25 protein-coding genes, 1 other RNA gene and 1 pseudogene are annotated in these 26,619 nt (G+C 44.0%); 15 read left to right on the top strand and 12 right to left on the bottom strand.

All coding sequences use genetic code 11. The features are described from left to right. Window positions 1–11: 11 nt before the first annotated feature. The 8 genes from BLS23_RS04640 (at window position 12) to BLS23_RS04675 (ending at window position 8,335) form a co-directional block, all read left to right on the top strand. Window positions 12–1,040, top strand: a complete 1,029-nt coding sequence (locus BLS23_RS04640) for a sugar-binding transcriptional regulator (protein ID WP_089651367.1) — start codon at window positions 12–14, stop codon at window positions 1,038–1,040. A 38-nt stretch (window positions 1,041–1,078) separates the two neighbouring features. Beyond that, window positions 1,079–2,086, top strand: a complete 1,008-nt coding sequence (gene gap / locus BLS23_RS04645; protein WP_089651368.1) for a type I glyceraldehyde-3-phosphate dehydrogenase — start codon at window positions 1,079–1,081, stop codon at window positions 2,084–2,086. A 179-nt stretch (window positions 2,087–2,265) separates the two neighbouring features. Continuing rightward, entirely contained in the window at window positions 2,266–3,447 is a 1,182-nt protein-coding gene (locus BLS23_RS04650) for a phosphoglycerate kinase (RefSeq protein WP_089651369.1), read from the top strand. Between the two features lie 19 nt (window positions 3,448–3,466). Beyond that, window positions 3,467–4,228 carry a triose-phosphate isomerase gene (gene tpiA, locus BLS23_RS04655; RefSeq protein ID WP_089651370.1) on the top strand — a complete coding sequence of 254 codons (762 nt, stop codon included), beginning with the start codon at window positions 3,467–3,469 and terminating at the stop codon, window positions 4,226–4,228. Further along, entirely contained in the window at window positions 4,221–5,759 is a 1,539-nt protein-coding gene (gpmI, locus tag BLS23_RS04660; RefSeq protein WP_089651371.1) for a 2,3-bisphosphoglycerate-independent phosphoglycerate mutase, read from the top strand. The genes tpiA and gpmI overlap by 8 nt, the downstream gene beginning before the upstream one ends. 13 nt (window positions 5,760–5,772) lie before the next feature. Beyond that, a complete protein-coding gene (gene eno, locus BLS23_RS04665; RefSeq protein ID WP_089651372.1) occupies window positions 5,773–7,059 on the top strand; it encodes a phosphopyruvate hydratase in 1,287 nt (428 codons plus the stop codon). A gap of 90 nt (window positions 7,060–7,149) precedes the next feature. After that, window positions 7,150–7,734: a YdcF family protein gene (locus BLS23_RS04670; protein ID WP_089651373.1), complete on the top strand. Its 585-nt coding sequence runs from the start codon at window positions 7,150–7,152 to the stop codon at window positions 7,732–7,734. A 10-nt stretch (window positions 7,735–7,744) separates the two neighbouring features. Beyond that, complete coding sequence (locus BLS23_RS04675; protein WP_089651374.1) at window positions 7,745–8,335, top strand: nitroreductase family protein; 591 nt, start codon at window positions 7,745–7,747, stop codon at window positions 8,333–8,335. A gap of 8 nt (window positions 8,336–8,343) precedes the next feature. Here the strand turns inward: BLS23_RS04675 and ytzI are convergent, their stop codons facing one another. The 6 genes and pseudogenes from ytzI to BLS23_RS04705 form a co-directional block, all read right to left on the bottom strand. Beyond that, window positions 8,344–8,505 (bottom strand): YtzI protein, encoded by a 162-nt coding sequence (gene ytzI, locus BLS23_RS04680; protein ID WP_089651375.1) that lies wholly within the window; start codon window positions 8,503–8,505, stop codon window positions 8,344–8,346. Between the two features lie 78 nt (window positions 8,506–8,583). Continuing rightward, window positions 8,584–10,302, bottom strand: a pseudogene (gene ptsP / locus BLS23_RS04685) (phosphoenolpyruvate--protein phosphotransferase). A 4-nt stretch (window positions 10,303–10,306) separates the two neighbouring features. After that, entirely contained in the window at window positions 10,307–10,573 is a 267-nt protein-coding gene (locus tag BLS23_RS04690) for a phosphocarrier protein HPr (RefSeq protein WP_089651376.1), read from the bottom strand. A 56-nt stretch (window positions 10,574–10,629) separates the two neighbouring features. Beyond that, entirely contained in the window at window positions 10,630–12,504 is a 1,875-nt protein-coding gene (locus BLS23_RS04695) for a PTS fructose transporter subunit IIABC (protein WP_089651377.1), read from the bottom strand. Window positions 12,505–12,519: 15 nt separating this feature from the next. Next, entirely contained in the window at window positions 12,520–13,434 is a 915-nt protein-coding gene (gene pfkB, locus BLS23_RS04700) for a 1-phosphofructokinase (protein WP_089651378.1), read from the bottom strand. Then, the gene (locus BLS23_RS04705) at window positions 13,431–14,180 is read right to left on the bottom strand and encodes a DeoR/GlpR family DNA-binding transcription regulator (RefSeq protein ID WP_089651379.1); all 750 of its coding nucleotides are present in this window, start codon (window positions 14,178–14,180) and stop codon (window positions 13,431–13,433) included. The genes pfkB and BLS23_RS04705 overlap by 4 nt, the downstream gene beginning before the upstream one ends. Before the next feature lie 366 nt (window positions 14,181–14,546). Between BLS23_RS04705 and secG the strand changes: the two genes are divergently transcribed. From secG to rnr, 3 genes are all read left to right on the top strand, one after another. Beyond that, window positions 14,547–14,780: a preprotein translocase subunit SecG gene (gene secG / locus BLS23_RS04710; protein ID WP_089651380.1), complete on the top strand. Its 234-nt coding sequence runs from the start codon at window positions 14,547–14,549 to the stop codon at window positions 14,778–14,780. Between the two features lie 825 nt (window positions 14,781–15,605). Next, window positions 15,606–16,349: an alpha/beta hydrolase gene (locus BLS23_RS04715; protein ID WP_089651381.1), complete on the top strand. Its 744-nt coding sequence runs from the start codon at window positions 15,606–15,608 to the stop codon at window positions 16,347–16,349. A 40-nt stretch (window positions 16,350–16,389) separates the two neighbouring features. Next, window positions 16,390–18,675, top strand: a complete 2,286-nt coding sequence (gene rnr, locus BLS23_RS04720; protein ID WP_089651382.1) for a ribonuclease R — start codon at window positions 16,390–16,392, stop codon at window positions 18,673–18,675. Between the two features lie 41 nt (window positions 18,676–18,716). Here rnr and BLS23_RS04725 read toward each other — a convergent pair whose 3' ends face one another. Next, window positions 18,717–19,136: a Thoeris anti-defense Tad2 family protein gene (locus tag BLS23_RS04725; protein ID WP_089651383.1), complete on the bottom strand. Its 420-nt coding sequence runs from the start codon at window positions 19,134–19,136 to the stop codon at window positions 18,717–18,719. A gap of 87 nt (window positions 19,137–19,223) precedes the next feature. Continuing rightward, window positions 19,224–20,096, bottom strand: coding sequence for a GNAT family N-acetyltransferase (locus BLS23_RS04730; RefSeq protein ID WP_089651384.1), 873 nt, complete (start codon window positions 20,094–20,096; stop codon window positions 19,224–19,226). Window positions 20,097–20,253: 157 nt separating this feature from the next. Here BLS23_RS04730 and smpB point away from each other — a divergent pair, with 157 nt between their 5' ends. The 3 genes from smpB (at window position 20,254) to BLS23_RS04745 (ending at window position 21,927) form a co-directional block, all read left to right on the top strand. After that, entirely contained in the window at window positions 20,254–20,718 is a 465-nt protein-coding gene (gene smpB / locus BLS23_RS04735) for an SsrA-binding protein SmpB (protein ID WP_089651385.1), read from the top strand. Window positions 20,719–20,816: 98 nt separating this feature from the next. Then, window positions 20,817–21,179: a transfer-messenger RNA gene (ssrA, locus tag BLS23_RS04740) on the top strand. Between the two features lie 322 nt (window positions 21,180–21,501). Beyond that, on the top strand, window positions 21,502–21,927 hold the full coding sequence (locus BLS23_RS04745; RefSeq protein ID WP_089651386.1) for a universal stress protein: 426 nt from the start codon (window positions 21,502–21,504) through the stop codon (window positions 21,925–21,927). A 117-nt stretch (window positions 21,928–22,044) separates the two neighbouring features. Here BLS23_RS04745 and BLS23_RS04750 read toward each other — a convergent pair whose 3' ends face one another. After that, a complete protein-coding gene (locus BLS23_RS04750) occupies window positions 22,045–22,482 on the bottom strand; it encodes a YndM family protein (protein ID WP_089651387.1) in 438 nt (145 codons plus the stop codon). Between the two features lie 108 nt (window positions 22,483–22,590). Then, a complete protein-coding gene (locus tag BLS23_RS04755; protein ID WP_425250612.1) occupies window positions 22,591–23,535 on the bottom strand; it encodes an arginine deiminase family protein in 945 nt (314 codons plus the stop codon). 121 nt (window positions 23,536–23,656) lie between these two features. On the opposite strand from BLS23_RS04755, the gene BLS23_RS04760 reads away from it, so the two are divergent. Continuing rightward, the gene (locus tag BLS23_RS04760; RefSeq protein WP_089651389.1) at window positions 23,657–24,973 is read left to right on the top strand and encodes an amino acid permease; all 1,317 of its coding nucleotides are present in this window, start codon (window positions 23,657–23,659) and stop codon (window positions 24,971–24,973) included. Here the strand turns inward: BLS23_RS04760 and BLS23_RS04765 are convergent. Both BLS23_RS04765 and BLS23_RS04770 read right to left on the bottom strand, forming a co-directional pair. After that, entirely contained in the window at window positions 24,962–25,717 is a 756-nt protein-coding gene (locus tag BLS23_RS04765; protein WP_089651390.1) for a YqcI/YcgG family protein, read from the bottom strand. The genes BLS23_RS04760 and BLS23_RS04765 overlap by 12 nt on opposite strands. Before the next feature lie 61 nt (window positions 25,718–25,778). Further along, window positions 25,779–26,396, bottom strand: coding sequence for a LysE family transporter (locus BLS23_RS04770; protein WP_089651391.1), 618 nt, complete (start codon window positions 26,394–26,396; stop codon window positions 25,779–25,781). Window positions 26,397–26,619 lie beyond the last annotated feature (223 nt).

Consider the following 26,619-nt stretch of genomic DNA (forward strand, 5'->3'; position numbering starts at 1 on the left):
GGGGCTTTTCCATGAGAGCGTTCATCGACTTACAAAAAAAATTATTCCCGGATGTCCTGGACGTTATACAGCGCCGTTATCAGCTGTTGTATTACATCCAGATCATGCAGCCTGTGGGCCGAAGAGCGTTAGCTGAAAGTGTTGAGCTTGCTGAACGTACGGTTCGAAGCGAAGTGGACTTTTTGAACAAACAAGGAGCTGTAGAGATCACCTCAAGAGGTATGCACTTAAGTTATGAAGGGCAGAACATTCTTGATCAGCTGGCCGAGTTTATTAAAGAGGTCTCTGGGATTAAGGTTTTAGAACAACAATTAAAGGATAAATTAAATTTAGACCATGTCGTTGTTGTTCCAGGTGATAGCGATGAGCTTAATTGGGTAAAACAAGAGATGGGAAAAGCATGTGTCCAATATTTGAAAGAACATATGTCGCCGGATCAGGTGATTGCCATTACAGGCGGAACAACGATGGCATCCGTCGCACAAGTGATGACGCCGCTGTCTGGAGCTGATCAGTGCTTATACGTTCCTGCGCGTGGAGGATTAGGTGAAAGAGTTGAAAACCAGGCCAACACGATTTGCGCGGAAATGGCGAAAAAGGCTAGGGGTGACTATCGTCTTTTATATGTACCCGATCCTCTCAGTGAGGAATCCTATCAGACGATAAAAGAAGAACCTTCGATCAAAGAAGTGTTGGACATCATCCGAAACGCGGAAATCGTCATTCACGGAGTCGGCGATGCGCTTACGATGGCAGAACGGAGAAAGACTTCCCCTGAACAATTGGAATTGATCAAAACGTACAACGCGGTAGGCGAAGCTTTTGGTTACTATTTCAATGTGGAGGGTGAGATCGTTCACAAAGTTCGTACGGTCGGTCTGCAATTAGAAGACCTGAAGCGTGCGAAACATGTCATTGCTGTTGCTGGAGGTCGTTCAAAAGCACAAGCCATCTCATCTTATTTCCAACCGGGCCAGAGTAATGTCCTGATCACTGATGAAGGTGCAGCCCAAGAGTTAATAAGGGGTTTATCCCTTTAAATAAATATGATTTCAATCATCCTAAGGAGGAATTTTGCATGACAGTAAGAATTGGTATTAACGGATTTGGACGTATTGGACGTAATGTTTTCCGTGCTGCTTTGAACAACAATGAAGTAGAGGTAGTAGCGGTTAACGACTTGACAGATGCAAATATGCTTGCACACTTGCTTCAATACGATACTGTACACGGTAAGCTTGAGCAAGAAGTGACAACAAACGGTGACAACCTGATTGTCGGCGGAAAAGAAGTTAAAGTACTTTCTGAAAAAGATCCAGCTCAACTTGGTTGGGGAGATCTTGGCGTAGATATCGTTATCGAATCTACAGGTCGCTTCACTCAGCGTGACGATGCGAAGAAACACTTGGATGCAGGCGCTAAGAAAGTCGTTATCTCTGCTCCAGCGAAGCAAGAAGACCTTACAGTCGTTATGGGTGTAAACGAAGACCAGTACGACAAAGATTCTCACCACGTTATCTCTAACGCTTCTTGCACAACGAACTGCTTGGCTCCATACGCAAAAGTTCTTGACGAGAAGTTCGGTCTTAAGCGCGGTATGATGACAACTGTTCACTCTTACACGAACGACCAACAGATCCTTGATCTTCCACACAAAGATTACCGTCGTGCTCGTGCAGCTGCTGAGAACATCATCCCAACGACAACTGGTGCTGCACAAGCCGTTGCAAAAGTTCTTCCACACCTTGATGGCAAGCTTAGCGGTATGGCTATGCGTGTACCAACATCCAACGTTTCAATCGTAGACTTGGTTGCTGAGCTTGATAAAGATGTAACAGCTGAAGAAGTGAACGAAGCTCTTCGCGCAGAAGCTGAAGGAAACCTTAAAGGAATCCTTGGCTACAGTGACGAGCCACTTGTTTCTACGGACTACAATGGCAACACTCACTCTTCTATCATTGATGGTCTTTCTACACTAATCCTTGAAAACAATATGGTTAAAATTGTTTCTTGGTATGACAACGAAACTGGTTACTCCAACCGTTGTGTAGACTTGGCTGTATACCTTAAAAACCAAGGCTTGTAATATCTGAGCCGTTTTAGAAAATACTATGAAAAAGCTGGAAAGGAGGAGGTCTCAGGTCCTCCTCCTTTATCCATGTTTTTTCGCATCCTGCTTATCGGCGTTTCTGCACAATGAAACTGTGGAAACGTACATAAGGGCAGGCGATGAACCTGACCACAAACCAAGGAGGTTGTCATTCTATGAATAAGAAAACAATCCGCGACGTTGAAGTGAACGGTAAAACCGTTTTTTGCCGTGTTGACTTCAATGTACCGATGAGCGAGGGAGAGGTCACAGACGACACTCGAATTAAAGCTGCCCTCCCTACAATCAAGCACCTGACTGGAAACGGTGCGAAAGTCATTCTTGCCAGTCACCTTGGACGTCCAAAAGGGGAAGTTGTCGAAGACCTTCGTCTTGATCCTGTAGCCAAGCGTCTGAGCGATGTTCTGGGACAAACCGTTACAAAAACGGATGAAGTATACGGCGGTGAAGTGAACAAAGCCATTTCTGAAATGGAAAACGGAGATGTTCTTCTGATCGAAAACGTACGCTTCAACCCTGGCGAAGAGAAGAATGATGCGGAATTAGCAAAAGCCTTTGCAGACATGGCTGACCTCTATGTAAACGATGCTTTCGGTGCTGCCCACCGTGCGCATGCTTCTACAGCAGGTGTTGCTGAGCATATTCCTGCCGTTGCTGGTTTCCTGATGGAGAAAGAAATCAACGTTCTAGGTAAGGCGCTGTCTAATCCTGAGCGTCCATTCACAGCCATCATTGGTGGTGCGAAAGTGAAAGATAAGATCGGCGTCATTGACAACTTGATTGATAAAGTCGATAACTTGATCATCGGTGGAGGTCTTGCCTACACATTCGTAAAAGCCCTGGGTCACGAAATCGGTAAGTCCCTACTGGAAGAAGATAAAATAGATCTAGCTAAAGAATATATGAAGAAAGCAGAAGAAAAAGGCGTCAATTTCCTTATGCCTGAAGATGTCGTCGTTGCTGATGATTTCTCTGATTCTGCAAACAAGAAAGAAGTCGGAATCGACAGCATCCCAGCCGACTGGGAAGCACTGGATATCGGTCCGAAAACGAGAGAAAAATATGCAGAAGTCATTAAAGATTCTAAATTGGTCATCTGGAACGGACCAATGGGCGTCTTTGAAATCGAATCTTTTGCTAACGGTACAAAAGCTGTAGCGAACGCTCTTTCTGAAACAGATGGCTACACGGTCATCGGTGGAGGCGACTCTGCAGCAGCCGTAGAGAAATTCGGATATGCAAATGACATGGACCACGTCTCCACAGGTGGCGGGGCTTCCTTGGAATTCATGGAAGGTAAAGATCTTCCTGGTGTATCCTTGTTGAACGATAAATAAAAAGGAGAGGTGAAACCATATGCGTAAAAAAGTAATTGCTGGTAACTGGAAAATGAATAAAAACCACCGTGAAGCGGAAGATTTTATTCAAACAGCTAAAAACGAAGTTCCTTCCTCTGAGCAGGTAGAATCGGTTGTTTGTGCTCCATTTCCTTTTCTACAAAAACTGGTAGAAGAAACTGAAGGTACAAGTCTTAAAATCGGTGCCCAGAACATGCACTTTGAAGAAAGCGGTGCGTTTACTGGTGAAGTAAGCCCGGTCATGCTGAAAGAACTTGGCGTTTCTTACGTCGTACTTGGCCACTCCGAGCGTCGCGAAATCTTCAAGGAAACTGATGAAGAGGTAAACAAAAAAGTTCATGCTGCATTTAACCACGGCTTGACACCAATCATTTGTGTAGGGGAATCTCTAGAACAACGTGAAGCAAATGAAACGATGAACGTTGTTGAGACACAAGTGAAAAAAGCATTGGACGGCCTGACAAATGACCAATGTGCAGAGACAATCATTGCTTATGAGCCGATCTGGGCGATTGGCACAGGTCGTACAGCGACATCTGAACAAGCGAATGAAGTTTGCACTCACATTCGTAAAGTCGTCAGTGATTATGTAAGTGCGGATGCAGCGGAAGCTGTTCGCATTCAATATGGTGGCAGCGTGAAGCCTGCAAACGTTGATGAACTACTATCTCAGTCCGACATCGATGGTGCTCTAGTAGGAGGAGCCAGCCTTGAAGCTGATTCTTTCCTAAAACTAGTGGAGGCAGGTAAGAATGAGTAAGCAGAACCTTGCTGCCTTAATCATCCTTGACGGCTACGCTCTTCGTGATGAAGAGAAAGGCAATGCTGTCAAACAAGCGAACACACCAAACTTTGATCGTTACTGGAACCAATTCCCGCATTCTCAATTAACGGCATGCGGGGAAGCTGTCGGACTGCCAGAAGGTCAAATGGGTAACTCTGAAGTCGGACACTTGAACATCGGCGCAGGTCGTGTCGTTTATCAAAGTCTGACAAGAATTAACCTTTCCATCCGTGAAGGGGACTTCTTTGAAAATGAAGTGTTGCTGAACGCGGTTCGTGAAGCAAAGGCGAAAAGTAAAGCTCTTCATATTTTCGGTCTTTTATCTGATGGCGGGATTCACAGCCATATCGACCATATGATTGCTACCTTGAAACTGGCTAAAGAAGAAGGTCTTGAAAAAGTCTATATTCACGCTTTTCTTGATGGCCGTGATGTAGGTCAGCAATCGGCTAAGACTTATATCAAACAGGCGCTAGAAGCGATTGAAGAAGTAGGCGTAGGGCAAATCGCTACCCTTTCCGGACGTTACTATGCGATGGATCGTGACAATCGCTGGGAACGTGTGAAAAAAGCTTATGATGCCATCGCCTACGGTGAGGGTCCAACGTACAAGGATCCAATCAAGGCAATTGATGATTCTTATGAGCAGGAAGTGTACGATGAGTTTGTTGAACCTGTTGTCTTAACAGATGAGGACAACAACCCGATCGGCACGGTGGAAGATGAAGACAGTGTTATTTTCTTCAATTTCAGACCGGATCGCGCCATCCAACTTTCTCGTACATTCGCAAACGACGACTTTGATGGTTATGAGCGTGGTGACAAAGCACCGAAGAATCTTCACTTTGTGGGGATGACTCAATACAGCGACCAGGTCAAAAGTAAGATTGCTTTCCCACCGAATGACTTGAAAAACACCGTCGGGGAAGTTCTCGCTGACAATGATATGAAACAGTTGCGTATTGCGGAGACAGAGAAGTATCCACACGTGACGTTCTTCATGAGTGGTGGTCGTGAAAAAGAATTCGAAGGGGAAGAGCGCATCCTCATCGATTCTCCGAAAGTTGCGACGTATGACCTGCAGCCGGAAATGAGTGCTTATGAAGTTACAGATGCACTTCTTGATGCACTGGATGCAGAGAAACACAACGCGATTATTTTAAACTTTGCCAATCCTGATATGGTTGGACACTCAGGGATGCTTGAGCCGACCATTAAAGCGATTGAAGCCGTAGATGAATGCTTAGGTAAGATCGTAGATAAGATCCATGAAAAAGGTGGACATGCGATCATTACAGCTGACCATGGGAACTCTGATGAGGTGACGACCTTGGATGGAGACGCTATGACAGCTCATACGACAAACCCTGTACCCGTCATTGTAACGAAAGATGGGGCGGAACTCCGTGATGGAGGAATTCTTGGTGATCTTTCACCAACATTGCTAGAACTATTGAACGTTGAACAACCTGAAGAAATGACAGGAAAATCACTAATTAAAAAATAAGGGAGAGATATTCATGCCTTACATTACTGACGTATATGCACGTGAAGTCCTTGACTCTCGTGGTAACCCGACTGTTGAAGTAGAAGTTTATACAGAATCAGGAGCTTTCGGTACAGCACTTGTTCCAAGTGGTGCTTCTACTGGTGAATACGAAGCAGTAGAGCTTCGTGATGGTGACAAAGAACGTTACCTTGGCAAAGGTGTACAAAACGCTGTGGATAACGTAAACGAAAAAATTGCTCCAAACCTTCTTGGTATGGACGTGACTCAACAAGTGATCATCGACCAAATGATGAGAGAACTTGATGGTACAGAAAACAAAGGTAACCTTGGCGCAAACGCGATCCTTGGTGTATCCATGGCGGTTGCACACGCGGCTGCAGACGTTGTAGGTCTTCCACTTTACAAGTATCTTGGAGGATTCACAGCGGCTACCCTTCCAACACCAATGATGAACATTCTGAACGGTGGAGAGCACGCAGACAACAACGTAGATATTCAGGAATTCATGATCATGCCAGTTGGTGCGCCAACTTTCAAAGAAGCTCTACGCATGGGTGCAGAAATTTTCCACTCACTTAAAAAAGTTCTTGGAAGCAAAGGATATAACACTGGCGTAGGTGATGAAGGTGGCTTCGCTCCAGACTTAGGTTCCAACGAAGAAGCTCTATCTACAATCATCGAAGCGATCGAAGCTGCTGGCTACAAGCCTGATGCTGAAGTGAAGCTTGCGATGGACGTTGCCTCTTCTGAGATTTATGAAGATGGCAAGTACAACCTGAAAGGTGAAGGTGTTGTACGTACGTCTGAAGAAATGGTTGATTGGTATGAAGAGCTTGTGAACAAGTATCCAATCGTTTCAATCGAAGATGGTCTTGACGAAAACGACTGGGAAGGAACGAAACTTCTTACAGACCGTATCGGAGACCGCGTACAGCTTGTCGGTGACGACCTGTTCGTAACTAACACAGAGAAGCTGGGCCGTGCGATTGAAGAAGGCGTTGGCAACTCCATTCTAATCAAAGTGAACCAAATCGGTACACTTACAGAAACATTTGAAGCGATCGAAATGGCGAAGCGCGCAGGTTACACTGCTGTCATCTCTCACCGTTCTGGTGAAACAGAAGATGCAACCATCGCGGACATCGCTGTTGCGACAAATGCAGGACAAATCAAAACAGGTGCTCCTTCCCGTACGGACCGTGTGGCGAAGTACAACCAGCTTCTTCGTATTGAAGACCAGCTGCTTGGAACAGCGACATACGCTGGCGAGAAAGCATTCTACAACTTGAATAAATAAGTTTTAAAATGAGCCTCTCTGATGATTCAGAGAGGCTTTTTTCTATGATATGATGGAACATATATTCAGGGAGTAGGAGAACCAGAAGATATGAAAAGATTCATTCAGATCATTTTATTCTTGATGCTAGGCTATGCATTATATACGGGGTATTCCGTGTGGACCTATGGAGATGAAAAAGCATCATCAGAAGCCGATGCAGCCATTGTCCTCGGTGCCGCCCAATGGAATGGAAAGCCAAGTCCTGTTTTTGAGGGGCGTTTGAAGCAGGGGATTGAGTTGTATAAAGAAGAACAAGTTGAATACTTGATTCTCACAGGTGGTAAAAGTGAACAAGCAGCCTCTTCTGAAGCAGAAGTAGGAAAAGACTATGCGATGGATCATGGAGTAAAAGAAGAGGATATTCTGTTTGAGGATCGATCACTAATCACCGAAGATAACTTGAGTAATGCGAAAGAAGTCAGTCATGAAAAAGGAATCCGTTCTTTTTTAATTGTCAGCGACCAATTTCATTTGAAAAGAGCTGTGGCTATGGCTGAGAAACTGGATATGGAGGTCGAAGGTGTCCCGACTGAGTATTCAGCATATAAAAGTATGGAAACGAAAGTGCCATTCTTCTTGCGTGAATGGGGCTATTGGATGGGACAACCTGTGACAAAGTTGATCATGTTGTGAGGTGTACGTGATGGAATTGATGGAAGCGATTCGGACCCGCCGCTCGATTCATGAATATAAAGAGGAAAAAGTGGATCATGAAGTACTGTCACGTATTTTTGGTGAAGCTGCATGGGCGCCTAACCATCGGATGAAAGAGCCGTGGCATATACGATTATACCAGGATAAAGGGAAAGAAGCGTATGCCCAGGCCGTAATGAAAAGTTATCAAAGGCAAGGGTTCTTTGATGGCTATGACTTAAACAAAACCCAAAGACTGCAGGACGGAATTCAGGACTTCTTATTAAATATTCCTCATCACGCTTTGATTTATATGGAAAGAGATGAGGATATTCGAAAGTATGAAGAAGATTATGCCGCTGTTTGTGCCTATATACAAAATGTTCAGCTTTTGGCATGGGAAGCAGGCGTAGGCGTTCTTTGGACGACGAGTCCATATTTGCATGATAATCAATTTTATCAAGATATTGGGCTGGACAGCCAGCGTTTTAAATTGGTTTCTGTGTTACAGATGGGCTACCCTAAAAGAATTCCGAAGCCGAAGATACGCACACCGATACAGAAAAAACTTTCCCTGTATGATGGAAAAGAAAAAAGCTGACGCTATGGTTAAGCGTCAGCTTTTTTATGCTCATCTTTATGATGTTTGTCGTCTGGTAACGGGTCAACGGTGTGCTTGTAATCGTAGCCTTTAGAGACAGCCATACCGAACATGGCGGCAATCCCTAAAACAATGGCGATACATACAATCAAGATCACAGTAAATGTCATGGAAACACATCTCTTTCTCATGAACTAGCCGAAAGGAAGTCGGCACACACCTATTGTCCCACACTCATACTACAAATACTACTTCGTTTGTGTTTTTTCTTTAACAAAAGCCACAACTTCTTCTGCTGTACCCATAGAAAGGATTTCTTCTTTATAAGAAGTCCATTCCTTCCTGGATAGATCTCTGATCTGCGTACGGGCAGGCAGGATGGATGTTGCACTCATGCTGAATTCATCCAAACCAAGTCCAAGTAGAAGCGGAATGGCAATTTCATCTCCAGCCATTTCCCCGCACATGCCAGCCCATTTGCCTTCCGCATGTGCTGCTTCGATCACATTGTTGACGAGGTTGAGAATCGCCGGGTTGTAAGGCTGATACAAGTAAGACACGCGTTCGTTCATACGGTCTGCTGCCATTGTATATTGAATCAAGTCATTGGTACCAATACTGAAGAAATCGACTTATTTAGCGAACTGACGGGCAATCACTGCTGTTGCAGGAATTTCAACCATCATTCCGACTTCGATTTCATCTGAAACATCATGACCTTCTTCCTTAAGGTTCGCGCGCTCTTCGTCAAGGATCGCTTTAGCTTGACGGAATTCTTCCAGCGTAGCAATCATAGGGAACATGATTTTCAAGTTTCCGTGGACGCTGGCACGTAGCAATGCACGAAGCTGAACGCGGAAAATATCGTCGCGCTCCAGGCAAAGGCGGATCGCACGGTAACCAAGGAATGGGTTCATTTCCTCAGGAAGATCCAAGTAGTCAAGCTCCTTGTCTCCACCGATATCCAGTGTACGTACGACGACTGGCTTGTCTCCCATTTGCTTCAACACAGAAGAGTAAGCATCGAACTGCTCTTCCTCTGTCGGAAGCTGGCTTTTGCCCATATAAAGGAATTCTGTACGGTAAAGGCCGACACCTTCGCCTCCGTTGTTCAGAACGCCTTCAACGTCGTCAGGAGTTCCAATGTTGGCTACAAGTTCTACGTGATCGCCTTCAGAAGTGACGGTCGCTTCATCTTTAAGCTTCGCCCATTCTTGTTTCTGCTTCTCGAAATCGTCCTGTTTTTGCTTGTATTCTGCAATTTGATCTTCGCTAGGGTCAATGATGACATCACCATTGATTCCGTCGACGATGATCATGGTATCCTTTCCAGCCTGGGAAGTGATATTTTTCGTTCCAACGACTGCAGGGATCTCAAGAGAACGAGCCATGATGGCCGAGTGAGACGTCCGGCCTCCGATATCAGTTGTGAAGCCTTTTACGTATTGTTTGTTCAATTGAGCGGTATCGGAAGGTGTCAAATCGTCTGCGACGATGACAACTTCTTCATTGATGAGCGCAGGATCCGGGAATGTCACACCAAGAAGGTGGGCCATTACACGTTTTGTTACGTCCTGGATGTCTGCCGCACGTTCGCGCATGTATTCATTATCCATGCCTTTGAACATGTCAATGAACATGTTTGCCGTCTCAGAAAGAGCCGCTTCTGCGTTAACATTTTCGCTCTTGATCTTATCTTCAATCGGTTGAATCAATTCTGGATCGCTCAAGACCAATAGGTGAGCAGAAAAGATTTCCGCGTGTTCATCACCTAAAGATTTTCTTGTATGTTCTTTAATTTTTTCCAGCTCTGATTTTGATGTATCCAGAGCCTCATGCAGGCGTTTGACTTCTTGTTCCGGCTGATCAATATCTTTCTTATCGAAAGAAAGGTCCGGAGCTTCCAAGCGGTACACTTTTGCAATGGCAATTCCGCTGGAAGCTGCAATACCTTGAAGCTGTGTCATGCTGTTATTCCCCCAAGCCTTCGTTCTTCATTGTTGTTTCCAAATGGTCGACCGCTTCTTGTTCGTCACTGCCTTCCGCTGTGATTTTGACTTCAGCGTCTGCAGGGATCCCAAGACTCATGATTCCCATGATGGATTTGAGATTTACGGATTTTTCTTTGTAATGTAGGTTGATATCAGACTCGTACTTTCCTGCATTTTGTACAAGTACTGTTGCTGGACGAGCGTGAACACCGTCGGACGATGTAATTTTAAATGTTTTCTCTACCATTATAATTCCTCCTTAAAAACATGCTATTGTTTATGAGTTACCCTAACTTTATTATTTTAAGCCTTTTGGAGGTCTTTTTTCAAGAATCCTACAACAATTGCTGAAAGAATTGCACCGGCAATGATTGCCACTAGATAAAGGACGATTTGCATGAACCCACCTTCTACGAGCGGAGCAACAATAATACCGCCGTGCGGGGCGCGCAGCCCGATTCCGAATAACATGGTCAGCATACCAGTCAAAGCACTACCTGCGACCATGGATGGGATGACACGAGCGGGATCCGCTGCGGCGAATGGGATTGCTCCTTCTGTGATGAAGAATGCTCCAAGTGGGTAAGCGGCTTTCCCTGTTTCACGCTCTTGTTTCGTGAATTTATTTTTGAAAAGGGTCGTTGCTAAGCCCATCGCAAGTGGTGGAACCATGCCACCAGCCATCGCAGCTGCTATAAATGTATAGTTCCCTGCATCAAGTGCCGCAATTCCGAATGTGTAGGCAGCCTTGTTTACTGGACCTCCCATATCAACAGCCATCATGCCACCGACAATTAATCCAAGCAGAGCTAAGTTGGATCCGCTCATACTTTCTAAGAAACCGAATAGAGCCGTGTAGACACTAGTCAACGCAGGGTTAATTAGTAACATGATCATTCCTGTTCCGAAAATCGCAAGGACCGGATAGAAAAGGACCGTTTTCATACCATCAAGAATTGCTGGTAAACCTTCTAACCATTTCTTAATAAGCAATGTCAGATAACCAGCTAAGAAACCGGCAATGAGACCGCCTAAGAAGCCAGATCCATTACCCGCACCTTCGACCGTCTGTGTTATAGCAATAAAACCACCAATCATACCAGGAGCAAAACCAGGACGATCAGCGATGCTCATCGCAATAAAACCGGCCAAGACAGGGACGAGCAAGAAGAAGGCAGCATCTCCGCCAATAGTACTTAGCATTTGTGCGAACCGATTATCAGACTCAATACCGAAAAAGAAGGAGATGGCAATTAAAATTCCGCCACCAACAACGAATGGAAGCATGTTCGAAACACCATTCATCAAGTGTTTATAGACACCTTTGCGCTGACCTTTTTCATCCGATGTATCTTTATTGCTTCCACCACCTTGATAAACAGGAGCATCTTTATTTACTGCTTTGTTAATCAATTCTTTTGGTTCGTGAATCGCTTTTGCGACCGGAACTTCAATAACGGGCTTGCCATTGAATGGTTCCATATCGACTTTCGTATCTGCTGCAACGATAATGGCGTCCGCTTCTGCAATATCTTCCTTGGTCAGTCGGTTCTTTATACCGCCAGATCCATTGGTTTGCACTTTAATGTTCACACCCATTTCCTTTGCAGTAGCTTTCAATTTATCAGCGGCCATAAAAGTGTGAGCAATACCGGTTGGACATGCAGTGACGGCCAGTATCTTTCCTGCTGGCTGATCTGCCGTATCTTCATCACCATCTTCTTCTGCTTCTTTTGCGTTAATGGCTTCGATGACATCAGCTTCCGTTTTGGCTGCTTCCAGTTGTTCACGGAATTTATTATCCATTAAAAAGGAAGAAAGACGTGATAGTGTTTCTAAGTGTGTGTTGTTAGCGCCTTCAGAAGCTGCAATCATGAAAAAGAGGTTCGTCGGCTGTCCGTCCAAGGATTCATAATCTAATCCATCCTGCGACCTTCCAAAAGCGATGGCAGGATCCTTTACGGCAGAAGTTTTCGCGTGCGGGATGGCAATTCCTTCTCCAATTCCTGTGGTGCTTTGCTCTTCCCGAGCCTCAATGGCTTGCTTGAAATCATCGCGATCATTCAGCTTACCGGCACGGTCCAATTGACCGACAAGCTCATCGATTGCTTCTGGCTTGGAAGAGGCAGACATATTCAATACGATGGTTTCTTTCGTCAGTAAATCTGTAATTTTCATGGTGATTCACTCCCCTTAGTTTATATTGGAAACGTGGATTTCAGTCAGCAACCGTTCTACATCTTCTTTTTGACAAAGGTCATCCTGAAAAGCTGTGGCACTTCCTGAAGCCACACCATAACGGAAAGCTTGTTCAATTGGTTCGTCTTTTTCCAGTCCTGCTAGAAAACCCGATACAACGGAATCTCCCGCTCCGACAGAGTTTTTCACATGACCTTGAGGTACATTGGCGAACATTTCCTGGTTTCGCCCCACATAAACAGCGCCCTCTCCGCCCATGGATACAATGACGTGCTCAACGCCTTGTTGGATTAACTTCCTTCCGTAAAGGGCTGCCTTTTCTTTTGTATCTATCTCAACGTTGAAAAGCTCACCCAATTCATGATGGTTCGGTTTCAATAGGAAGAGCGGGTGGCCGAGCAATTGTTCCAATGCTTTCCCTGACGTATCGGCAACGACTTTTGTTCCATTTTCAGCACAGATTGAAGCCATGGTTATATAAAAGTCGGACGGCAGGGAAGAGGGAAGACTTCCTGCTAGTACAAGTGTGTCTTTATTTGAAAGGTTTTTCACTTGCTCTAAAAGTTCTTCCTGTAAAGGTTCTGATATTTCCGCTCCAGGGCCGTTGATTTCTGTTTCGTTGTTACTTTTCAACTTCACGTTTACTCTTGTCGTTTGTGATGTTTCGATAAAAGCATGGTCAATGGCTTCCTGATTTAAAAACTGTTGGACAAAAGCACCTGTAAAGCCGCCGATATACCCGAGCGCTTTGGTTTTGACACCAAGGCGGTTCATGACACGAGAAACGTTTATGCCTTTCCCCCCAGGGTAATAGAAGGTTTCTTTTGCCCGGTTCAAAGCCCCTGCTTCAAATGCTTCAACGTTCATGATGTAATCGATGGAAGGGTTTAATGTACACGTGTAAATCATGTTGTCACAACCTTTATATTCGTTTTCTTACGATAGTCTTCAATTGATGCACCATTATAATCTGTAATGATTTCTGCTTCTGATAGATTAGAGAACTTCATGAAAGCGACCTTCTCAAATTTGGAATGATCGGCAAGGACGTAACGATTCTTCGATAAGTTCAACGTCATCTGTTTAATCGCCGCTTCTTCGGGATCGGGTGTTGTGTACCCATCCTGCAGGGTGACTCCGTTCGCTCCCATGAAACATTGGTCGAAGCGGTATTGTTGAAGGTTTTGAATCGCACCGGCTCCGACGACCGCGCCTGTCTGGTGTTTAACAAGACCGCCAAGGACGTAGGTTTTGATCTGATGGGTGTTCAAGGCATCCAGGTGACTCAAACCATTCGTTACGACAATGATATTTTTCTCTTTAAGGAAAGGAATCATTTCAAAAGTGGTCGAACCAGCATCAATGAAAATACAGTCTCCCTCCTGCACCAGGGAAGCGGCGAATTGGGCGATCGCTTGTTTTTCGCTGTGAAACTTTGTGACTTTTTCCCTCATTGTCGGTTCTTCACTCGCGGAGCTTCTTAATGACGCTCCCCCATGGACGCGCCTTAAGAGTCCTTGTTCTTCCAACTGATCTAAATCACGGCGGATGGTCGATTCTGATGCACCTGTCACTTCAACTAAACGTTTGATTTTGGATGTATGATCGTTTTTGACTGTTTTTAATATAAGTTGTTGGCGTTCTGGTGTAAGCACGTTCCTACACTCCTTGCATGTCTTCTATATTTATAATAAAAGAAAACCCTTACAAAAATCAACCATAAACTTTCAAAATCAATCAAAACCATTCATAACTGTTCAAAGATGAGCAGGTGGAATAAGATTAAGATTTTATATCACCCTTATAAGAAGCGGTCCGTACCCAAAGAATCTTCTGCAAAAATAATTTGTCCTTTCTATCATTAAATAAGTTTTATTTCCTATACGACATTCTCTTTTTTTCAGTTCGTCCGTTACCTGTGTATAAACCTTTTATGAATTTAGAATAAGCTTGCTGATGAAAGGCTTTTATGCTACATTTAAACTAGTTATCTGTACGTTTTTAGGAGGTGTGGGCACATCATGGAAACACTTGCAATTACTTTACTAACCATCAACACGATTGCAATGATCGTCCTTGTACTATTGCAATCCGGAAAGAGTGCCGGTCTTTCAGGAGCGATTTCTGGCGGAGCGGAACAACTATTTGGGAAGCAGAAAGCACGGGGAATTGACGCAGTGTTGCACAAAGCAACGGTAGTAACAGGCGTTCTTTTCTTTGTTTTAGCTTTCTTAACTGCATATATCCTCGGTTAATCAAAAAAACTGCGCTTCATAAAATGAAGCGCAGTTTTTTATGTTCTCCTAATTCAAATCTCAACTAGCGCTAAAGCTCCTGATTGTGGAAGGCTCAGTTTCGAGATAACCGGGCTTCGTTTGCCGTATTTGGAGTCAGGGGTGGTTGGGAAGCCACTCGCTTTCCTATGGGGGAGCGCCGAGCTTCCTCGGACTGCGTCCTGCGGGATCTCGCCTATCTCCTTCTCCCACGGGAGTCTCGCAGCTTCTCAACCACCCCATTCCACGTAAGGAAGAAACGAACCCCTAAACCGAGAGGGAGTGTCTCCCACTCTTCCCTCCTAAGCACGGATAAAGCGCTCTTTATCAGGCTTTTATTTTCTGAATTCAGGCTGGGGAGAGTGATTATTATCCACTTACCTTAATCATACAAGCTGATTTTTCCAGAAGTGGTTTCGAGAATCTTACATTGCAAAGGGGCGGAGGGGAATGGGGAGACTCCTGCAGGAAAAAAGTGCTTGGTGAGACCCCGCAGAGCGAAGCTCGAGGAGGCTCAAGAGAATAGAGGAAGTTCGATTAAGTTCGGCACGTCCTGTGCCAACATCGAACGACCCCACTTCGTGTGGGGCCCCGCGGAAAGCGATTCATTCCCCGCAGCCCCATCCATTCAAAAAACATCTCGAAACTGAGTCTTAAAGAATCCTGCCATTTAGTTAAATAATAAGGGTACAAGGTTATTGAGGTTCAAAATGTGCCAGGGCAACTTAATTTTGGTAAAATAGAATACATTGCACTTTAGAATGAAATCTTAAAAACAGGACATAGATGAAGTAAGGAGAGAATGACATGAAAATTAAACAACCTCAGCCATTTACGTTTGAGGAAGGAGAACGTGCGGTATTATTACTACATGGTTTTACTGGTCACTCTGCCGATGTGCGGATGCTTGGCCGGTTTTTACAAAAGCACGGCTATACGACACATGCACCTATTTATGCAGGGCATGGACAAGAGCTTGAGGCATTGATCGAGGCAAGGCCTGAAGATTGGTGGGCGGATGTTCAAAACGCCTTGAACCATTTGCGCGAGCTTGGGTATGAGAAAATTGCTGTCGCCGGATTGTCACTTGGAGGCGTCCTTGGCCTGAAACTTGCTTATTCGGAACCAATCAAAGGAATCATTACGATGTGTTCCCCGATGTTTTTTGACAATGAGAAACAATTAACCCAAGGTTTTGAATTCAAAGCAAGGCAGTATAAACAACTAGAAGGAAAAGATAAAGAAACTATCGATCGCGAAGTAGAGGAGCTTCTGGATGAATCAAAAGAGATGTTCAAGCAGTTGGGCGGATTTATTACAGAGGTTCATGACGAAGTCGATCAAATTTATACTCCTACCTTTGTTGTACAAGCAGAAAATGATGAAATGATTAACACAGAAAGTGCAAACTATATTTATGAACAAGTAGAAGCTGATCAAAAAGATATTAAATGGTACAAAAACTCTGGTCACGTGATCACAATGGATAAGGAAAAAGAGCAGCTGCACGAAGACGTCCTCGCTTTCCTAGAGTCTCTGGACTGGTCATGACGCCGGAGTCTTGTCCTTCATTTAAAAGGAGGTAAGACAATTGAGTATAGAGTTAAAACAGCAAATTTTAGACTTTTTCAAAGAAACAGCATCAAAACCACTATCTGTACAAGAACTTGAAGAGACATTAGAACTTGGGAGTTCTGATGAATTCAAGGACCTCATGAAGGTACTGAATGAGCTTGAGGAAGAGGGAGAGCTTGTGCGGACGCGTAAAAACCGCTTTGGTCTTCCGGAGAAGATGAACCTGATTCGAGGACGTATTCAAATGCATGCGAAAGGCTTCGCTTTTCTAATCCCTGATGAGGAAGACAAGGATGATGTGTACATTCATCATTCCGACCTTCATTCAGCCATGAACAATGATAAAGTTCTCGTCCGTATTGAAAAACGGAAAGAGGATGGGACGCGGCCGGAAGGTACGGTCATCCGTATTTTGGAAAGGGCCACGACGCGTGTCGTTGGAACATATGAATCCAGCCGCAATTTCGGTTTTGTCATTGCCGATGATAAGCGGATTCCAAATGATATCTTCATTCCGAAGAGTCAGAACAATGGCGCCATCGATGGACATAAAGTGATCGTGAATATAACGAAGTTCCCGGAAGATCGTATGAGTGCTGAAGGGGAAATCGTAGAAATTCTCGGCCATAAAAATGACCCTGGCATTGATATCATCTCCATCATTTATAAGCATGGCATCAAAGTGGACTTTCCTGAGGAAGTGTTGCAACAAGCGGCAGACACGCCGGATGAAATCCACCCAGATGAAATCAAAAACCGCCGCGATCTGCGTGATGAAATGATCGTTACGATTGATGGAGCGGACGCTAAGGACCTTGATGATGCCGTCATGGTCAAAAAGCTTGATAACGGCAACTATAAACTCGGCGTTTCCATTGCTGATGTCACCTATTATGTTGAAGAAGGCTCTCCGATCGATCAGGAAGCGAGGGAACGTGCGACGAGTGTGTATTTAGTGGATCGTGTTATTCCAATGATCCCGCACCGTTTATCCAACGGGATCTGTTCCTTGAATCCACAAGTGGATCGTCTGACATTGACTTGTGAAATGGAAATCAACAGCCATGGAGAAGTCGTGAACCACGAAATTTTCCAAAGTGTCATTAAGACCAATGAACGAATGACCTATAAAGATGTGAACAGCATTTTACAGGACGAAGATCCTGAATTGATCAAAAAATATGAAGAGCTTGTGCCGATGTTCAGAGATATGGAGAAGCTGGCGAGTATTTTGAGAGGAAAAAGAATGGGTCGCGGAGCCATTGATTTTGACTTTAAAGAAGCCGGAGTGGTCGTTGATGAAGAAGGTAAAGCTGTCGATGTCCGCTTGCGTGAGCGTTCTGTCGCAGAGCGTTTGATTGAAGAATTCATGTTGGCTGCGAACGAAACTGTAGCTGAACATTTCCACTGGATGGATGTTCCGTTCATTCACCGTATTCACCAGGATCCGGATGAAGATAAGCTCCAGAACTTTTTTGAGTTTGTTGCCAATATGGGGTATTCAGTAAAAGGAACGGCCGATAATGTGCATCCGCAGGCTTTACAGAAGGTGCTGGAAGAAGTTAAGGGCACACAGGAAGATATGATTATCTCGAAACTGATGCTGCGTTCCATGCAGCAGGCGAAGTATGACCCTCAAGGTCTCGGTCACTTCGGATTGGCCACAGATTTCTACACTCACTTCACTTCCCCGATCCGTCGGTATCCGGACTTGATCGTCCACCGTCTGATCCGCACTTACTTGGTTGAAGAGAAGCTGGATTACAAGACACGGAAACATTGGAAAGATCAAATGCCTGAAATCGCCCGCCATTCTTCAGAAATGGAACGAGCGGCAGTGGATGCAGAACGAGAAACGGATGATTTGAAAAAGGCAGAATTCATGCAGGATAAAATCGGAGAAGAATATGAAGGTGTTATCAGTTCAGTGACCAGCTTTGGAATGTTCGTCGAACTTCCGAACACCGTTGAAGGACTGGTGCACGTTAGTACATTGACCGACGATTATTATCATTACCATGAAAAGCAATATGCCATGATTGGTGAACGCACAGGGAATGTTTACCGTATCGGCGATGAAGTAACCATCAAGGTTACGAATGTCAATATTGATGAGCGAGTGGTTGATTTCGAAATTGATGGCATGAAACCGAGGAAAGAACGGAAACGCCCAGAGCGTCCGAAACAGATCAAGTCCAAAGGACCGGATCGCAAAAAAGAGAAGAAGAAAAACAAACAAAAAGGGAACAAACCTTTTTACAGAAACAAGGGCGTTAAAAAAGGAAGCAAAAAGAAAAAATAAGAAAAACGCGCGAAATCATTCGCGCGTTTTTTAGTGAAGTTTTATGCACTGATCGTATTTTGAACAGTGGCTACATCTTGTTCATTCAAATAGCGTGCCGAATTGGTAAGGTCCAGATTTACGAAACGGGACCACTGAGACAATTCATCGGCTTCCACGAGGTGGTTATTCATGATGCTGCCTCCGTTTTCAGCGCAAATGTGATAAGAAACAAAAAGTTTCCCCTGCATCAATTCGCGATCGTGAGAGACAGATACGATTGTCCATTGATCTTTATCTGTTTGTTCCCAATCAGATGCGAGGGCATCTTCTGTCGTTAAGGAATAAAAAGTAGGTTCATTATGATCAAAGAAAACAATTTTCCCTTTTTCATCTTTTACGATATATCCGGAACTCTTCCATGTATGACGTTCCAAAGCATGACCTTCATCTAACAGCTGTACGGCTTGCATAAAGTTCATAGTCTTTAATCCTTTCTTGCGTTAAAATTTTTCCTTAGAGGATTCTAAATACTATGAAGGAGCTTGTCAATATATGCAGGAGAATTTTCATAATTGTGGCTTTTTCCAAGAGCCATAAAGAATCCATGGTTCCTGGACATCATAGGCGGTCAGTTCAGGAATGTTCTTAAATCCCTGGTCGGAAAAATCAATCCAGCAACCGACATTATCCGGGTTGTTATTCCAATGATGGAGGATGGTTTCAAACAAGCCGGTTTGAGCATAATGATCGTCCCAAAAGTATTTGACATGAGAATAATCGTATTTTTTTGTATCATTTTTTATGATGACAAACCGGCTTTGATCGGGATTCTCAAAAAAGGAGCAAACCTGTAAATAATCATCGGTGAATAGAGCCTCGTCAAAAGGGAAGGGATAGTAGCATTCGTATGGAAAAGTTCCTAAGGAGTTTTCTTCCAAACCGGTCAACAGGCCGCGCTTTCTTTTTAAATCATGGACAGGATTCCATACAGGACCTGGCGTATGTCCTGTCAACAAATCGGGGCGTTTTAAAATCAGGTAATGTATGATTGGCCCTTGATCGATCCCGAGTTTTTCAAGGACACGTCTTGCAGGTAAATTTCCAAGGTGTGTATTTGCGCCGATCCAGCTTACTCTTGGATCTCTTCTCAATTGATTAACGACAGGCTTGAGTAACTCGGTGGCGTTTCCTTTCATATGAAAGCGGCGATCACTTCGCAGCCGGCCGAGCATAGCGAATTTATCCTGACCAAATAAGCTGTAGCCGCCAACAGCAAGCATCCGTCCATTTTGAAAGAGTCCGAAGAGTTCATGACTGTCAGAAGTGATGAGACGATCAAAAATCCGTACCACATAGTCGTCTTCTATCCCTGTATCCATTTCTTTGAGGGCGGGGTAGTCTTCTATCGTTAATGGTTTTACGTTCATGACTTGTTCCATTCGTTGTATCTCCTTTATCAAGCATGTGCAACTTAATATTCTCACACGCTGACAGAAAAAGTCTATTCAGACAGATCAGATTTCATCCGTTTGATATCAATTGGAAATGACAATGAGTTTTGGTACAATGAAGGGACGCAACAGAGGAGGAAAAGGTATGCCAAGAGGACATGGAAAAACGTTAGCTCAAAATAAAAAAGCCCGTCACGATTTTGCCATAGAAGAAACATTTGAAGCAGGAATCGTTTTACAGGGGACAGAAATCAAATCGATCCGTAATGGACGTTTGAACTTGAAAGACAGCTTTGCCCGCATCAATAAAGGGGAAGTGTATTTACACAACATGCACATTTCTCCATACGAGCAGGGGAATATTTACAACCATGAACCAACACGGGCACGTAAGCTGTTGCTGCACCGAAAGGAAATCAACCAACTGATTGGTCAAACCCAGCAGAAAGGTTATTCTCTAGTTCCATTGAAAGTATATATTAAGAATGGTGTGGCTAAAGTGCTTGTTGGAGTTGGTCGAGGCAAGAAGAAATATGATAAGCGAGAAGATCTGAAGCGTAAACAACAGAAGCGTGAGATCGACCGTGCAATCAAGGACAGCCTTCGCTAATGCATACCCCCTTGAAAAATATTATATTTCTGCTATAATAGTATTTGTCGTCAACACGACATGGATTAACAGCTTGACTGTTATCCCTTAATCCTAACGGGGACGTTACGGATTCGACGGGGATAGGTCGAGCTCGGGTTGCGAGTCGAGCGACGCCTCGTAAAACCGTCATTTGCCTAAATATAACTGGCGAATCTAACGAAAACCTAGCTGTAGCTGCGTAAGTAGACTATAGCTGATCCTTCCTGGCATCGCCCATGTGCTAGATGAAGGGTCTCAAACTAAAGTGGGCTACGCGTTTTTCCACCGCCTGAGGAAAAACGAAGAGAACAATCAGGCTAGCTCCTCGGAAGCCTGTTGGTAGGCTGAAGAGGCAGTGAACTATAATATATCAACTACACTCGTAGAAGCCCGAGTGCCGATATCTCCGGACGTGGGTTCGACTCCCACCGTCTCCACCAATACATACATTGGTGGTTTTTTTATGCTTTAATTTTCTTTCAAGGGAATGTAACTCCTTCATGATGCCCCCTTAATAAAACCTTCTCCTTCCTTCATACTCATTGCTAAAAATGATTTCCATTCATAACTAAGATGAAATTTTTGTATTTATAACAGAATAAATTTGGTAAAATATTCTTAAGGAAGCCTTTAGCAAAACGAGCGAAGGAAAAGTATCTTCGAAAAGCTAGGGTCTTTTTTTATAAGAACACACGGAAGCGTTTTCAATTTTATTGTGAAGCTATTCTATTCATAAATATTTCTTTGAAGGAGCGAATTCTAATGTCACAAAAAATTTTAGTACCGATTGATGGTTCAGATTTCTCGATAAGAGCTTTACAACATGCAATGGAAATAGCGAAAGCAATGGATGCAGAGATTCTCCTTTTAAATGTTCAATATAATTACAATTCCCCTAATATCAATCGGTTTGTAAGCAGAGAAGAAGTGCGTAAGTATCAGCAGGAAAGTGCCAAAGAAGTGATTGATGGTGCACTGAAAGTAGTTGAAAATTCAGAGGTAACCGTACACACAAAAATGAGAATTGGTTCACCAGACTATGAAATTGCTAAAGAAGCAAAAGAATCGAATGTCCATAGTATCGTAATGGGGTCTCGTGGATTAGGTGCGATTAAAAGTAAGATCGTGGGCAGTGTTAGTTTTAATGTTCTACATGTAGCGTCCTGTCCAGTCACTATGGTTAAATAAGTAAAAACAAGAAGCAATCATGAGTTTCTTTCATAGCTGTTATCTGTCACATGCGACAATGAAATGACCATAAAATAGAAGACCTGGTCCCCTGATATTGAGTGACCAGGTCTTCTATTATTTCTCATCATTATCTTCGTATGGCGTCAGCTCTTCAGAGGCTTCTGTGCGCAGTTCTCCTGCTGGAGTGAATGCATCGTTGTCGGTTTCATTTTCTTCCATGGTTCTGACGACAGATTGATGGAAGAAGTATTCAAATATAGCTAAAGAGAGTGCAGAAAGGAAGGAAGCGGTGAGAACTCCGTCTCCGATTGTAAGAGCTTCTGTCATAAAATAGACAAAACCGAAAATTAACACTACATCGATCAGTGTGGCTGTAGTGTTTTTAGTACGGTCAAGAACGATTCGGTCTCCTACAGCATAGCCCACTAGGCTAAGAACTAAGCTGATGAGAAAAACATCTCCAAAAGGGATACCAAAACCTGCACCTAAAAGAATGAAAAGGATCGCAAACGTGAAGATGAATTTCATTGCGAATAATTTAAGATGTTCCATAATAAACACCTCCTAATCTTATCCTTTCTCAGTCCTTTATTTGTCATTCGTATAGAGAAAACGAATGTTGTAACGTTCAGAAGAAGAGAGCACGCATACACATGCTTTCTAACTTCTACGCTCAATAGGCAAGGTCATACAGCGAAGTCCGCCCCCGCCAGCTTCCAATTCATCAACATCCACTTCTATCAGCCGCTTTTTTTTCAAACGCTCATGGCGAAAGATTTTTTTGTGAGCTTTCGTGCTGATGAGTAATGTTTCTGGATCCAGGTTCAAGAAGTTGATATCTGCCACCGTATGTTTCACTTCATCGGTCCAGATAATCTCATATCCATGACGATGAAGGAATTCGTGCATCATGACATACGTGGATCCTTTTGCAGATAAAATTTCGACAGGAAAATAGCGCATATAACCTTTAGCTAAAGCTAGTCCTCCTCCAGCAATATTTAAATTCATATCTAAGTGCATCGTATCTCCACGACGGGGAAGGTCGATGACACCGATCTCAGTAAAACCGAGAGGAATTAATTTATCTTTTAACGCTTTTGCGCTTTCATAGCTTGACCGCATCCCCACATTGATAAAGACCGCATCCTTGCTTAAAACAAATACATCCCCGTTCTCAAGCGCATTTGCTGTATCATTTTCGTGGATGGAAAAATGTGCTTCATCAAACCATTGCTCAAAAACCTTATGTGCATGAATATATTCAGGTCTCCTCATGGTGGTTCCCGCTTCCCCAGGGATTACATGATTCCCGAACACACAGGCGAGATCACGGACAAAGACGCGGTTGATCAACTGTTCGTGGAAAGCCCTTTCCTCATCTCTGAGGAAAGTGGAATAGTCAACAACTTGAACCCCCGCGTTACTCATGGCGTCGACCATTTTGGTGAAGCATCGTCTCATCTTATTGCTATCTGCTGTCTTTTCCCACCGGAGATCCGTTGCGGTTTGTTTATCAGGGACATGGAGGGCAGAGGGTGTACAAACAACGACACTCTTAAGCTCGTCGAATTCATTCCAACAATTAGGGGTCAATGTAATCAAGAATGCCACGCTCCTTTTTTCATCTCTTGATACTTTCTCCTCATCACAAAAAAACATTCTTGCTCCGCCGCACATAATCCTGACGAATCATTTCAAACTAAATGCAGGAGGAGGGGTGGGAATGGCTGATGTACATAAAAAAGGTAAGCTAGCATGGTGGCAGCTTTCATTCATTGGGATTGGATGTATTATCGGAACAGGTTTTTTTCTCGGATCCAGCATTGCCATCGAAAAAGCGGGACCAGCTGTATTGCTCGCCTATTTATTGGCGGGGATAGGGACCTATATCGTTTTCCGGTCGCTGGCCGCCATGACCGCGAACCATCCTGAAAAAGGGTCGTTTCGGACGTATGCCAAACAAGCCTTTGGGCCATGGGCTGGATTCAGTAACGGCTGGGTTTACTGGTCCTCAGAAATGTTGATTATGGGGAGTCAGCTGACCGCCCTCGCCATTTTTGCACAGTTCTGGTTTTCGGCGATTCCATTATGGATGTTGGCCTGTGTTTTTGCGGTCCTCGGTCTCTTGGTCATTTGGCTTGGGGTACAACAAGTAGAGAGAATGGAGAATGTTTTCGGACTGATTAAGATATCTGCGATTCTCATGTTCATTCTTATTGCTATTCTTGCTATGACTGGAGTGATCGGTGGAGGAAAACCACAGGCTGTAACAACCCCGATGTCTACTCTTTTTGATGGAGAGTGGTCCGGACTTTGGATCGCCCTGCTTTATGCGTTTTACGCCTTTGGTGGCATCGAAGTTATGGGATTGATGGCTAATGAATTGAAAGACCCGAAAGATGCACCAAAATCAGGAACGCTGATGCTTATTGTGCTCACCTGTGTTTATGTGGTCGCCTTTTATTTTGTTATCACTCTTGCCTCGTGGAAGAATATCTCGACAGAGGAAAGCCCTTTTCTCACAGCCTTGACAGAATATTCTTTTCCTTGGGTGCCGCATCTCTTCAATAGTGTATTAATCATTGCGGGATTCTCAACAATGGTCGCTTCTCTTTATGCGGTTACAACGATGGTGATGACTTTGAGTGAGGAAGGGGATGCCCCGAAGATATTCGTAGAAAAAGAAGAAGGAAAAGTCTCAAAACCTGCGTTTCTTCTGACGATAAGTGTTGTGATCCTCTCCATCATTCTTGCCGTCCTCCTTCCTGATCGGATATTTGAGTATGTAACGACGGCAGCAGGCTTGATGCTCTTATACAACTGGGCTTTTATCTTATTGTCATACCGGAAATTAATGGTGAAAGGGAAAAAGGGAACGGCACTCGTGTTCATTGGGATCAGCCTGATCGTTGTTGCTGTAACAGGAACATGGATCGACTCCATGACGAGAATCGGTTTCCTTGTCAGCCTTTCGTTCTTAGTCCTCATCGCAGTCGCTACATGGGTGAAACAAAATAAAACACCCCAGTCAGGGGCGTAAACTTTTCCATTTGTTTTTCAGAGAGGTAAAAGGGCATTTGGGTAAGGTCGACTCATCATCTTTTAAAAAGTATTGCTTCCATTCATGGTTATCTTTTTGCCCATACCACTTTAATGCAGGATGTGTGGGAATGCCGTCATATTCCACCAAACGCTTACGAATCACCTTTTTGATCTTCCTGCCAAAAGGAGTAGAATCATTGATCTCATCAAAAACCCAACGTGGCTGAAAAGCGAGTAACAGAAAAGGAAAGAAGCGGCTGTTTCTTATTTCATGAGCAGGGGTTGCACAGAAAGCAAAGTAAGGTTCTCCATTGAAACAAAATTCCCATGCCGGGTCTTCAGGATTTTTAGGGATGCCTTCAGGCCACGGGGACGGGTCTTTTTTATGCGTTTTGTTGAGTATATTCCAGAAAAGATCTTCATAACTATCTATGGTTGTTTGTTCTTCCAAGAGTGCTCGTGTATCGCAAAAGATGACGAGCGAAGCATAGTTCCCCGTGTCTCTTGAAATTTCTCCATATTCTTTTAATAAACCAGCTAACTGATCTATACTTTCATCTGTACGTGGATCGTCCACAAACCCGAAACGTAACATGTTTTTCATGAACCCTTGAATTCCAGGTACACATGGATAAGGGGTTTCTCGCTGATTCATCATGCTCGAAAAATGTTCGTAAACCTCATGTTGCCAGAGGTCGAAGTCAATGACGTGGTTCTCTATCTCTTCTTTGGTGTACAACATAAAAATCTCCCTCCTAGGATACATCCATATCCTATTGGAGAGAGGAGTTATAGGTGACTGTCTATCCAACAAACATCTTGATTGCCTGATACCCAAAATAAAGTCCAAAACCAATCAACAATAGCCCTGAAAATACAGAAACTCCTCGTAGCAACCTTGCTGTCATCCATCTTCTAGCGCCTGAAGCGGCTCCAGCCATTGTCAGGTCCCACAACATAATTCCAATAAAAATTCCCCCGCTGTAAACAAGCAGTTGAGCATGTTCATATTGAGAAGAAATTTGGGCTAGAATGGAACCGTAAATGCCGATCCAAAAAAGAATGTTCAAAGGATTGGATAAAGCCATCAGAAATCCCGTTCGGAAAGCTTTCATTTTTGTTGATGAAAAGGAGCGGTCTGTTTCTTTTGTATGGGAGGCAGTCATGCTTTCTATGCCTGTATAAATCAATACGAAAGCTCCGAAAGACCAAAGGAACGTTTTCACTAGAGGGAGTTCTACATATTGAGCAAGTCCAAGGTAGATCATAAGCATAAATAAGGCATCCGCGCACATCGCTCCCACCCCGACAAGCCAGGCATGCCAAAAGCCATACCGGATCCCCTTGTCCAACTGGGCAGCATTGATGGGACCAATCGGAGCAGATAATGATAGGCCAAGAAGAATATAACTGAAAAGCAAGATGAACGGCCTCCTTTATAGGTGCATGTCCCTATATTATATTAAAACGCTGATCCTTGTATTAATAAAATCGCACACCACCTTATTGCATTAAAGCTCCCTTTTCTTGAAGACTCAGTTTCGAGACTTTTGTTGAGTGGATGGGGCTGCGGGGAATAGCTCGCTTTCCGCGGGAGCGCGGTGAGCCTCCTCGGACTGCGTCCTGTGGGGTCTCACCATGCAC

The organism is Halobacillus aidingensis, from assembly GCF_900104185.1.
GTDB classification, from domain to species: Bacteria; Bacillota; Bacilli; order Bacillales; family Halobacillaceae; genus Halobacillus; species Halobacillus aidingensis.